We start from the raw sequence: 11,206 nt of genomic DNA, 5'->3' as shown, positions 1-11,206 counted from the left end.
CGTCGGCCGCCTGGAAGACCGCCATGCCGCCGCCGTCGAGGGTGGCGCAGCCCAACGCGCGGGCGGTGCGCAGGAGTTGGGTCTCCAGGGGGCGGTAGACGACCTCGGCGACCCAGAGTCCGGAGTGCAACAGGCTTGCGGGGAAGGGCAGTCCGGGGTGGGCGGCCATCCCGGTGGGGGTGGCGTGGACGACGCCGTCGGCACCCGCGAGCAAGCCGGGGAGCAGATCGGGGGTGGCACCCGCCGCGCGGCCCGCGCCGAAGTGGCGGTTCAGGGAGTCGGCGAGGGCCGCCGCCCGCTCGGGCAGCGCGTCGACGACGGTGACCCGCTCGGCACCCAGCGTGAGCGTGGCGTGCGCGACGGCCGCGCCCGCGCCGCCCGCGCCCAGCTGGACGACACGTTCCATGGGCGCGTCGGGCAGTCCGCGCGCGAAGGAGGAGGCGAAGCCGGTGACGTCCGTGTTGTGGCCGATCGCGCTGCCGTCCGCACCGAAGACCACGGTGTTGACCGCGCCCAGCGCCTCGGCCTGCGGGGCGAGCCCGTCCAGGTGCTCGATGACGAGCTGCTTGCACGGGTGGGTGATGTTGAGCCCGTCGAAGCCCAGGTCGCGGGCGGCGCGCAGCAGGTCGCCCACCGCCTCCGGGCCGACGCCGAGCACGTCGATGTCGATGAGCCGGTACACGTAGCGCAGGCCCTGCCGGTCGGCCTCGCGTTCGTGCAGAGCCGGGCTGAGGGAAGGACCGATACCGGAACCGATCAGTCCGACGAGATACGAGCCCTTGAGGACCGTCGAGTCCTTGAGGACCGTTGATTCCTTGAAGACGTCGGCCACGGTGGCCCTCCCGAGCGGCTCACTAATGTACGAACTAGTACGTTAGCTATATCAGGATCGCGAGCCCCCGGGAAGCCCCGAGAAGCCCAGAGAAGCCCCGGACAGGAACTCGACGCCCCGACGACCGGGCCCGGCTTCTACAATCACCGGCACCGGCCCCCCGCCCGAAGGAACCCGATGACCAGCGTCGAAGAACCGGCACGACCCAACGGGCGAATCCGTGACGCCGTCCGCACCAGGGCCGAGATCCTCGACGTGGCGACCCAGGAGTTCGCCCGGGCCGGCTACGACGGCGCCCGCGTCGACGAGATCGCCGCCCGCACCCGCACCACCAAGCGGATGATCTACTACTACTTCGGCGGCAAGGAACAGCTGTTCACGGCCGTCCTGGAACGGTCCTACGGCGTGATCCGCGAGGCCGAACAGAGCCTGGACGTCGAGCACCTGGACCCCGTCGCGGCCATCCGGCGGCTGGCGGAGCTGACCCTGGACCACCACGAGCAGCACCCGGACTTCATCCGCCTGGTGAGCATCGAGAACATCCACGGCGCCGAGCACATCGCCGCCTCCGAGAAGCTCGGCAGGATCGGCTCGCCCGCCGTCGACGTGATCCGCCGCATCCTGGCGTCGGGGCAGGAGTCCGGCCTGTTCACGGCCGACGTGGACGCCGTCGACCTGCACGCGATGATCAGTTCCTTCTGCTTCTTCCGGGTCGCCAACCGGCACACCTTCGGCGTCCTGTTCGGCCGCGACCTGACCGCCCCGGACCGGCGCGAGCACTACCGGACCATGCTGGGCGACATGGTGATCGCCTATCTGACGGCGGAGCGCGCGACGGACTGAGACGGTCCGACGGCACCCCTTGACACCCGGGAAACGTGGGCGCAACATCCCTACCCACCGAGACTAACTATCCAGTGGGTTAATTAGCCGCGACCCGGCGCCACCACCCCGTTCCCGTCTCTCTCCCCCCACACATCTCCCCGTCTCCGCTCACTCCGCCCACGGCGGAGTCTCCGCGAAGGAGCAAGCCGTGTCCGTCCCCGCCAAAGCCGTCGGGCAGCCGAAGAAGGCGGCAGCCGCCGCCTGGATCGGCAGCGCCCTGGAGTACTACGACTTCTTCATCTACGGCAGCGCCGCCGCGCTGATCTTCCCCAAGGTCTTCTTCGACGACTCGGACCCGGCGACCGCGACCCTGCTCTCCCTCGCCACCTTCGGTGTCGCCTACGCGGCCCGTCCGGTCGGCGCGCTGTTCCTCGGGCACTTCGGCGACCGGGTCGGCCGCAAGCAGGTCATGATCTTCACACTGCTGCTGATGGGCCTGTCGACGTTCCTCATCGGCTGTCTGCCCACCCGCGCCCAGGTCGGCTCCCTCGCCCCAGTCCTGCTCGTGCTGTGCCGGGTCCTCCAGGGGATCTCCGCGGCGGGCGAGCAGGCCAGCGCCAGTTCGATGACGCTGGAGCACGCGCCGCCGGATCGGCGCGGCTTCTTCACCAGCTTCACCCTCAGCGGTACGCAGGGCGGCCAGCTCGTCGCCACCCTCGTGTTCCTCGCCATCGCCCAACTCCCCGACAAGCAGCTGCTGTCCTGGGGCTGGCGGGTCCCGTTCTGGGCGAGCGTGCTGGTCGCGGTGGCCGGCTGGTTCATCCGCCGCAGGCTCCAGGAGACCCCGGCCTTCGCCGAGCAGGCGGCGACCGAGGGCGTCGTGAAACTCCCGCTCGTGGTGCTGCTGCGCGAGCACTGGGCGAACGTGCTGCGGGTGATCGCGGGCGCGCTCATCGCCTCCGTCTCGACGATCTTCACGGTGTGGGCGCTGGCCTACGCGACCAGCGACTCGGTCGGCATGTCCCGCACGTCGATGCTGTGGGTGGGCGCGCTCGCCAACCTTGTCGCCCTCGGCACAATCCCCCTGTGGGCCACGCTGTCCGACCGCATCGGCCGCCGCCCGGTGTACCTGATCGGCGCGATCGGCAGCGCGCTCACGATGTTCCTCTACCTCTGGGCGATCTCGACCGGCTCCTACGCCCTCACCCTGATCCTCGGCATCGTCGCCTTCGGCGTCGTCTACAGCGCCGCGAACGGTGTGTGGCCCTCCTTCTACGGCGAGATGTTCGCGACCCGGGTCCGACTGTCCGGCATGGCCGTCGGCACCCAGATCGGCTTCGCCGTGGCCGGGTTCGCGGTCACCTTCGCCGCGCAGATCGCGGGTCCCGACGGCGCGGACTGGTCCTCGGTGGCCCTGTTCACGGCGGCGCTGTGCGTCCCGCCGGCCGTCGCCGCACTGTCCGCCCGCGAGACCCACAAGGTCCCGACGGAACTGCTCGGCACGCGCTCACCCCGGGAGACCTCCCGGCCGGAGACGGTGACGGCCTGACCACCGCCGTCGGCAGCTCACATTGACAGTTGACGTTTCCCGCAAGAACATCGGCCCGAACGAGCAGAAAAGAACAGCACGGCCTCACGGCCATGCCATTGCTCCCCCGCCGGGCACGTGGCACGACCCCAACCGGGGTAGGACGGTGAGGAGGCCGGCGACCGGCCTTCGTGAACCTGCGCGTGCGGGGCGCCGACAAGGCATCGCGGCCCCGCGCCGCCCGGAGGGTCTCCGCGTGCACCGGCCGATTTCAGGGGCGGCCGGCGCACGCGGGCCCGGGGCCGACTATCGTTGCCCGATCACATGCGCGGAAGGTGGTCGAGGGGCGTGACGGGCGCCGAGTGGATACGGGTGCCGGTCGGCGCCGACGCCGGACGGTGGGCCACGCGGGGGCGCACGCGCAAGGTGCTGTTCGTCGTGCACAACGTGACCTCGGCGACCCGGCTCCTCGACGTACTGCCGCTCTTCCACGACGACTTCCGCGTGCAGTCGCTGGTCACCTGCACGGGATCGTCGGCATTCGCGGCCGGTGTGGCCGAGTTGCTGGCGGAAACAGGGGTGCCGGTCCTGCCCTGGGAACAGGCGACGGCAACACCGGTCGACTTGGCCGTCTCCGCGAGCTTCGGCGGTCAACTCCGGGCAATTTCAGGCGTATTGGCCGTGATGTCCCACGGTGTCGGATACACTAAGAGGCTGGGGACACCCAACACCCAACACCCAACACCCAACACCCGGCGGCGAGGTGGCGGAGGTCGAGGTTCCGGTGTTCGGGTTGTCGCCGGAGTGGTTGCTCGACGAAACCGGGCGGCCCGTCGCCGACGCGCTGGTGCTCTCGCACCCGGAGCAGCTGGAGCGGCTGCGTGCCGCCTGTCCCGAGGCCGCGCCCACGGCCGCACTGGCCGGTGATCCCTGCTGGGACCGCATGCTCGCGGCCCGCCCGTACCGGGAGCGCTACCGCCGGGCCCTCGGCGTCGGCCGGTCGCAACGCCTCGTGGTCCTCAACTCCACCTGGAACCCGGAGTCCCTGTTCGGCGACGGCCCCGTCTCCGGCGACGACGTACTGCCGTCCCTGCTCCCACGGTTGACCTCCGAACTCCCTCTCGACGAGTACCGTCTCGCCGCCGTCCTGCACCCCAACATCTGGTACGGCCACGGCCCGGGCCAGCTCCGCGCCTGGTTGGACCGGTCCCGCCGCGCCGGACTCACCCTCGTCGACCCACTGCACGGCTGGCGCCAGGCACTACTCGCCGCCGACGCGGTCATCGGCGACCACGGCTCGGTGACCTACTACGCCGCCGCGCTCGGCACCCCCGTCCTCCTCGGCGCCGCACCCCTCGCGGGCCTCGCCCCCGACGCCCCGGTACACGCCTTCGTCCGTACGGCACCCCGCCTGGACCCGGCACTCCCACTGCGCCCGCAACTCACCCAACTCATCGACACCCACCGCCCGTTGCCCACCCCGGCCGCCTTCACCAGCTCCGTCCCCGGCGAGTCCGCCACCCGCCTCCGGCGCCTCTTCTACGGCATCATCGGCATCCCCGAGCCGGACGCGCCCGCGCTGCTCGAACCGCTGCCGCTCCCGCCGTTCGAACCCGCCGTGCACACGGTCCCGTTGCGGGTGCTCACCCGGCTGCTGGGCAGCGCCGAGGTCTCGGTCGTCCGGTACGCGGGCCCGCACCCGGCGCCCGACGCCACGGGCGAGGCTCACACGGCGGTGCACGAGGACACCCGGGAGCAGGACCAACTGTCCCTGGCCGACGTGGTGTTCCGGTACGGAGCGGCCGACGACCCGCGTTTCGGGTCACCCGCGCTCTGGACGTCCGAGGTCCTGGCCCGGCACTCGCGCTGCGCCCTCGCCGTCTACGTCACCGGTCCCGGCGTGTGCACGGCCCGCACCTCGGACGGCACCCTGCTGCTCCTGCGCACCGAACCGCCGTCCGACGGCGACCCGGTGGCCTGCGCCTCGGCCCTGCACGCCTGGCTGTCCTCCGGCAAGTCCCTGCACGAGGCCGTCGCCCAGGGGCTGACCGTGCACACGGGCGGGGCCGTGCACCGGGTGCGGATCGCCCTCGGCTAGCTTTCGCAGCGCTCGCGCAGGACGCGCAGATACGACAGGTGCTGTTCCGCCTTCTCGTCGCGCAGGGCGCCGGCCGCCTCGTCGATCAGGGCGCGGGCGGCCGTGAACTCGCCCTCGGTCAGGCGGGTTTCGGCGAGGTCGGTGAGGGTGCGGGCGGTGTTGTAGGCCTCGCCGCTCGCGCGGAAGAAGGCCAGCGCGCGATCCAGACGTTCGACGGCCTCGTCGGTGCGGCCCATCCCGCGCAGGGCCCGGCCGCGGTGGCGTTCCAACAGGGCGCGGGCGCGCGGCAGATCGGCGGCGCCCTCGTCGTCGGGACCGATGCCGTCCAGGATGTTGTAGGCCTCGTCGAAGGCCGAGTACGCCTCGGCGAACCGCCATTGACGCAACCGGAGCAGACCGAGGAACTCGACGGCGGACGCGTGGCCGCGCACATGCCCGGCCGCCCGCTCGTCCCGCGCGGCGGCGAGCGCCTCGGGTTCCGCCTCCTCCCAGCGCCGCAACTCCATGAGGCTGTGGGCGAGTTGGACATGGAGAGAAGCCGCGCCTCGGGTGCCGGGGAAGTGGGCGTCCGCCGTACGGGCCCCGGTGCGCAGCGCGGGCAGCAGGACGTCGTGGTGGCCGGCCTTGAGCTGGAGCGGCCACAGGGTCTGGCCCAGCAGGACCGCGGTGTCCCAGTCGCCGAACTCCTCGGCGGCGCGCACCGCTTGGACCAGGTTGGGGGCTTCGGCGGCGAGCGCGGCGACGCCCGCTCCCCGGTCCGCGTACGACAGCGGGGTGGGCGCGGACGGGACGCGCCAGCTCTCCGGCAGTGCCGCCTGTGCGGCGGCGAGGCCGAGGTGCACATAGTGCTGGACGGTGCGGGACACGGCGGCGGAGGACGCGGCGATCCCGTCCGTGGCGGCGGCGGTGCGTTCGGCGTGGGCGCGGACGGCGGGCCGGTAGCGGTGGCGGCCGTCGTCGGTGCGCTCGACGAGCAGGGCGTCGGACAGTTCGCCGAGGAGTCGGGCGGCCTCGGGTTCGTCGGTGTCCGCCGCGCGCGCCGCCGCGGCGGCGTCGAGGGCGGGCCAGTCGTAGAGGCCGGTCAGGCGGTAGAGGCAGGCCGCGTCGGGGGCCAGCAGGCGGTACGAGTCCTCGATGGCGGACGTCACCGGGTCGGTGTCCGGCCCGGCGAACGGCTCCGGCGGGGCGGTCAGCCGGGGTGCGGCGGCGCGCAGGGCGTAGGGCGAGCCGGCGCAGCGGTCCAGTACGGCGGGCAGCGTGGCGCGGGCCGCGGTGACCGCGGGCCTGCCGACGAGTTCGGTGAGGAGTCGTCGCGCGTCCCGGCGGGTCAGCGGGCCGACCGGGATCCGTAACGCGTCGAGGCCGATGAGCGGCTGCCGGGCGACGACGAGGGTGACCACGTCCGCGGCCGAGGCGAGCAACGGCTGTACCTGGGCGCCGGATTGGGCGTGGTCGAGGACCACGAGGGCGCGGCGGTCGGTCAGGGAGGCCCGGAACAGGGTCGCCCGGTCGGCGGGCGAGGGCGGGATCTCCTCGTCGGGCAGACCGAGTTGGCGCAGCAGGGTGGTCAGGACCGGTTCGGGGCCGAGGGTGCGCAGGTCGGCGTAGAGCTGTCCGTCGGGGAAGCGGGCCGACTGCCGTGCGCCCCAGTGGTGGGCGAGGGTGCTGGTGCCGATGCCTTCGGGTCCGTGCAGGAGGACCAGCCGCGGGCGTCCGCCGAAGGGGCGCCTCGCTTCCTTGTCCAGGAGTTTCAGGGCCTCCTGACGGTCCGTGAAGGAACGGGGCGCCGGCGGGAGGCAGTGCTGTCCCGGGCCCGTGATCCGGCCCGGGGTGCGCACGCCGCGCGCGAACCGGGTCCAGATCAGGGCGAGTTCGGGGTCGTCGTGGACGCGATCGTGGATCATGCGGGCGACGGCGTCGAGTTCGTCGGGGGTGGCCGGTGCGGGCACCTCACGGCCGGCCAGCCGACGGACCAGTCCGCCGGCCGACTCCCAGGCCAGCTTGCCCGCCTCGCTCGCCATCCCGGAGCCGACGGCCCCGAACACCGCGGCGATGGCGCTCATGGACACCGGATCGATCACCTGGTGCACTCCCCCGTCGTCCGCGCGCCGCCGTGTTGCGGATCAACCTTAGCGCCAGGGACGGGAGGTGACGATCGGTCACCCCGGGTTGGCGCCCTTCGGGATCCCGTACACCCGCTCCACCCGCAGCCGCAGCACGAGCCGCCGGTCCCGGACCATGGCGGCCCGGTAGTCGTCCCAGTCGGGATGCTCGCCGAGGACGTCCCGGTAGAGCCGGATCAGCTCCTCGACGGTCTCGTCGTGCGGGTCGGTCGCCACCGGGGTGAGGTCGGCCGTGCCCTCGGCGACCGTGTACGCCCACCGGTCGCCGCTGGTCACGTGGTACGAGGCGCGGGGGTCGCGGCGCAGGTTGCGGGTCTTGGCGCGGTCGTCGGTGATCGAGACGCGGATGATGCGCTCGTCGGGGTAGTAGGCGTGGCTGACGTTCGAGAGCTGGGGCCGGCCGTCGCTCTTGAGGGTGACCAGCACCCCGCCGTGGCCGTCGGACAGCAGCTGAAGGAGTGGGGCGTCGTCCTGTGTCATATCGGCGACAACGAGTACCGCGCGCTCACCATTCCCGGGTAGACACTGTCTACGCCCACTGGTAGACAGTGTCTATGAGTGACTCGGAAGCAGTGGGACTGCGGGACCGGCTCGTCGACGTGGGCGTGGAGCTGGTGGCGAGCGAGGGGGCGCAGGCGCTCACCCTGCGGGAGATCGCGCGGCGGGCGGGTGTCTCGCACGGGGCGCCGCGCCGGTACTTCCCCACCCACCTGGAGCTGCTGTCCGCGATCGCGCGGCGCGGTTTCGCCGACCTCGGCGAGCGGGCGGCGGGGGCGATCGGGGACGCTACGGCGAGCCCGCGGGCGCAGGTGACGGCGCTGGGGCGGGTCTATCTGGAGTTCGCGCTCGACAACCCCGGCATGTACGAGCTGATGTTCCGTCACGACCTGCTGGAGAGCGGGCACTTGGGGCTCCGGACCACCAGTCTGCCGCTGTTCGGCGTGCTCGTGGACCTGGTCGGGCGAGCTCGTCCCGAGGTGGACGCCCGCCTGGTCGCGGGCGCGTTGTGGGCGAACCTGCACGGCCTCGTCCAGCTCTGGCGCTGGGGCAGCCTCCAACTCGCCACCGGCGCCGACGACTTCGCACCCCTGCTGCGGTCGGCCCTCGACGCGCACCTCGGTCCGGAGGCCGCCCTGTGACGGCGCGTCGGCGGCTCGTGCTGGCGAGCAGTGTGGCGGGGGCCGCGATCGTCGCCCTGGACGGTTCGGTGCTCACCGTCGTACAGCCCACGCTGCAGCGGGAGTTGGGGGCGTCGCTGGCTCAGGTGCAGTGGACGAGCACCGCGTATCTGCTGGCCGTGGCGAGCCTGTTGGTGTCGGCCGGGCGGATCGGGGACCGGTACGGGCATCAGCGGGTGTTCGCACTGGGCATGCTCGGTTTCGGGGTCGCCTCTGCCGGGGTCGGGCTGGCGCCCGGGGTCGGCTGGGTGATCGGACTCCGGGTCGTGCAGGGGGTGTTCGGGGCGCTGCTCCAGCCGGCCACGCTCGGCATGCTGCGGGCCGCGTTCCCACCCGACCGGCTCGGCATGCCGATCGCCGTACGGACGAGTGTGATCGGAATCGCGGCGGCCGCCGGGCCGTTGGTGGGCGGGGCGTTGGTGGGCGCGGTGGGCTGGCGGGCCGTGTTCTTCCTCAACGTCGTGCCCTCGCTCGTGTTCGGCGTGCTCGCCCTCACCGTTCCAGGACCGCGACAACGACAACCGAACGGCGTCCGGTTCGATCTGCCCGGCGCCCTGCTGCTCGCACTCTGCCTCGCCTCGCTCATCCAGGCCCTGGTGGATCTTCCCGGTTCGGCCGCCGGCCTCGCGGTGTCCGTGCTCGCGGCCCTTGCCTTCGTACGGCATGAGCGTCGTACGGCGCATCCGCTCCTCCCGTCGGACGTCGTCGGCTCGGCGGCGATCCGCGGAGCTCTCGGGATGCTGCTCGCCGCGTCGGCCGCGTTCTCCGGGACGCTGTTCGTCGTCACCTATTTCCTTCAGGACACGATGGGACTTGGCCCGTTCCAAAGCGCCCTCCGAGGGCTGCCGTTGGCCGCCGCGATGGTGCTAGCGGCACCCGCGACCGCCGTGGTGCTGCGCCGGGCCGGGGCACGTCGTACGGCCGGCGTGGCGATGGCGGTCGTAGCCCTGGCTGTTCTCGTGTTGTCCCGGTCCACGGGCACGGTCGCGGTATGCGCGGGTTTCGCCCTGCTCGGGGCCGGGTTCGGGACGGTCATGGTGGCCGCGACCCAAGTCGTCGTACGGGAAGCGACCGTGGAATCCGCCGGGGTGGCGGGCGGGCTCAAGCAGACCGCGGTGAACGTGGGGCCCACGCTCGGGGTCGCCGCCGGAAGCGCGCTGCTGGCCGCGAGCGGCTCCACGACAGCCCTCTCCGTCCTCGCCGGAGTGGCCCTGACCGGTGCTCTCGCGTGTCTCGTACTGCCCGGCCGGACAGTCGCGTCGCTCACACATCACGGCGTTACAGGAGACCGCGCAGGTGTTCCTGCGCGACGATGAGTTCCGAGGTGTCCGGGGCCGGGTATGCGGGACCCCACCTCGTGAACGCAATTCGGAGGAGAGCCATGGCACAGCTGCGACAAGAAGTCGACCCGGACGAGGTCGGACTGGATCACAAGGCGCTGGACCGCCTGGACCAGCACTTCGCCCACTACGTCGACGTGGAGCGCCTGCCCGGCTTCCTGGTGTCCGTGGCCCGTCACGGCCGTGTCGCCCACCTCACCGCCCACGGGCACCGCGACGTGGCGGCCCGACTGCCCGTCACGCCGGACACGTTGTACCGGATCTACTCCATGACCAAACCGGTCACGGCGGTCGCCGCGCTGCTCCTGATGGAGGAGGGCAAGCTCTCCCTGGACGACCCGGTCGCCGACCACCTCCCGGCCTTCGCCGACATGCGGGTCTACGACAGCGGCTCCGGCGCCGACCTGAAGACCCGGCCGGTCGAACAGCCCATGCTGGTCCGGCACCTGATGACCCACACCTCGGGTCTGACCTTCGCCTTCTACCACTCGCACCCCGTCGACGCCCTCTACCGGGAGGCGGGCCTGGAGTCGTCCGTGCCGGCCGGCGCCAACCTGGCCGAGACGATGGACGTGTACGCGAGCCTGCCGCTCCAGTTCGAGCCGGGCACGCAGTGGAACTACTCCGTCTCCTCGAACGTGCTGGGCCGGATCGTGGAGGTGGTGTCCGGGCGGCGGCTCGACGAGTTCTTCGCCGAGCGGATCTTCCGCCCGCTCGGCATGCCGGACGCCGGCTTCCAGGTCCCGGACGAGAAGGCCGACCGGCTGGCCGAGTTGTACGGCGACGCCGACGGCGGCGGGATCGAGCCGATCCTCGGGCTGCCGCTGCGGGGCGGCCGGCCGCGGTTCCTGTCGGGCAGCGGCGGGATGGCGGCGAGCCCGTACGACGTGCACCGGTTCGCGGAGTTCCTGCGGCGCCGGGGCGAACTCGACGGCGTCCGGCTGCTGGCCCCCGAGACCGTCGACCTGATGGCGAGCAACCACCTCCCGGGCGGCGCCGACATGCGCGCCTTCGGCAGCCCCGCCCACCAGGAGCCGGGCAACGACGGCATCGGCTTCGGCCTCAGTGTCTCCGTGGTCGTCGACCCCGAGCGCACCCAAGCTCCGGCGGGGCTGGGCACGTTCGGGTGGAGCGGGGTCGCGACGACGACGTTCTGGGTGGACCCGAGCCGGGACCTGACCGTGCAGTTCATGACCCAGCTGCGGCCGAAGTCCTCGCTGAAGATCATGCCCGAGCTGAAGCAGTTGCTGCACGAGGCGGTCACGGACTGAGCCGCGACCGC

General features: G+C 72.3%; 9 protein-coding genes. 6 read left to right on the top strand and 3 right to left on the bottom strand.

The window, feature by feature from the left end; all coding sequences use genetic code 11:
- The coding region (locus JHN45_RS33355; protein WP_201052729.1) for a shikimate dehydrogenase at window positions 1-832 on the bottom strand (832 nt) is incomplete at its 3' end.
- A gap of 177 nt (window positions 833-1,009) precedes the next feature.
- Between JHN45_RS33355 and JHN45_RS33350 the strand changes: the two genes are divergently transcribed.
- The 3 genes from JHN45_RS33350 to JHN45_RS33340 all read left to right on the top strand — a co-directional run bounded on the left by JHN45_RS33350 (window position 1,010) and on the right by JHN45_RS33340 (window position 5,283).
- Window positions 1,010-1,675 (top strand): TetR/AcrR family transcriptional regulator, encoded by a 666-nt coding sequence (locus JHN45_RS33350; RefSeq protein ID WP_200713484.1) that lies wholly within the window; start codon window positions 1,010-1,012, stop codon window positions 1,673-1,675.
- A gap of 190 nt (window positions 1,676-1,865) precedes the next feature.
- Window positions 1,866-3,206: an MFS transporter gene (locus JHN45_RS33345; RefSeq protein WP_201052728.1), complete on the top strand. Its 1,341-nt coding sequence runs from the start codon at window positions 1,866-1,868 to the stop codon at window positions 3,204-3,206.
- Window positions 3,207-4,128: 922 nt separating this feature from the next.
- Window positions 4,129-5,283: a hypothetical protein gene (locus JHN45_RS33340; RefSeq protein WP_374195655.1), complete on the top strand. Its 1,155-nt coding sequence runs from the start codon at window positions 4,129-4,131 to the stop codon at window positions 5,281-5,283.
- On the opposite strand, the gene JHN45_RS33335 is transcribed toward JHN45_RS33340, so the two are convergent.
- Both JHN45_RS33335 and JHN45_RS33330 read right to left on the bottom strand, forming a co-directional pair.
- Window positions 5,280-7,364: a tetratricopeptide repeat protein gene (locus tag JHN45_RS33335; protein ID WP_307783266.1), complete on the bottom strand. Its 2,085-nt coding sequence runs from the start codon at window positions 7,362-7,364 to the stop codon at window positions 5,280-5,282. The genes JHN45_RS33340 and JHN45_RS33335 overlap by 4 nt on opposite strands.
- A gap of 78 nt (window positions 7,365-7,442) precedes the next feature.
- Window positions 7,443-7,886 (bottom strand): PPOX class F420-dependent oxidoreductase, encoded by a 444-nt coding sequence (locus JHN45_RS33330; RefSeq protein ID WP_200713487.1) that lies wholly within the window; start codon window positions 7,884-7,886, stop codon window positions 7,443-7,445.
- Between the two features lie 74 nt (window positions 7,887-7,960).
- Between JHN45_RS33330 and JHN45_RS33325 the strand changes: the two genes are divergently transcribed.
- From JHN45_RS33325 to JHN45_RS33315, 3 genes are all read left to right on the top strand, one after another.
- Complete coding sequence (locus tag JHN45_RS33325; RefSeq protein WP_200713488.1) at window positions 7,961-8,545, top strand: TetR/AcrR family transcriptional regulator; 585 nt, start codon at window positions 7,961-7,963, stop codon at window positions 8,543-8,545.
- Window positions 8,542-9,900 carry an MFS transporter gene (locus JHN45_RS33320; RefSeq protein WP_201052726.1) on the top strand — a complete coding sequence of 453 codons (1,359 nt, stop codon included), beginning with the start codon at window positions 8,542-8,544 and terminating at the stop codon, window positions 9,898-9,900. Before JHN45_RS33325 ends, JHN45_RS33320 begins: the two co-directional genes overlap by 4 nt.
- Window positions 9,901-9,965: 65 nt before the next feature.
- Window positions 9,966-11,195, top strand: a complete 1,230-nt coding sequence (locus tag JHN45_RS33315) for a serine hydrolase (RefSeq protein ID WP_200713490.1) — start codon at window positions 9,966-9,968, stop codon at window positions 11,193-11,195.
- Window positions 11,196-11,206 lie beyond the last annotated feature (11 nt).

The organism is Streptomyces sp. MBT53, from assembly GCF_016654115.1.
Lineage (GTDB): Bacteria > Actinomycetota > Actinomycetes > Streptomycetales > Streptomycetaceae > Streptomyces.
This window is presented reverse-complemented; position numbering and strand designations above follow the sequence as displayed.

Bases quoted from the DNA above. Each gene is read 5' to 3' on its own strand.
- JHN45_RS33340 (WP_374195655.1), top strand. From the start codon at position 4,129: ATGCTCGCGGCCCGCCCGTACCGGGAGCGCTACCGCCGGGCCCTCGGC.
- JHN45_RS33350 (WP_200713484.1), top strand. From the start codon at position 1,010: ATGACCAGCGTCGAAGAACCGGCACGACCCAACGGGCGAATCCGTGAC.
- JHN45_RS33315 (WP_200713490.1), top strand. From the start codon at position 9,966: ATGGCACAGCTGCGACAAGAAGTCGACCCGGACGAGGTCGGACTGGAT.
- JHN45_RS33325 (WP_200713488.1), top strand. From the start codon at position 7,961: ATGAGTGACTCGGAAGCAGTGGGACTGCGGGACCGGCTCGTCGACGTG.
- JHN45_RS33330 (WP_200713487.1), bottom strand. From the start codon at position 7,886: ATGACACAGGACGACGCCCCACTCCTTCAGCTGCTGTCCGACGGCCAC.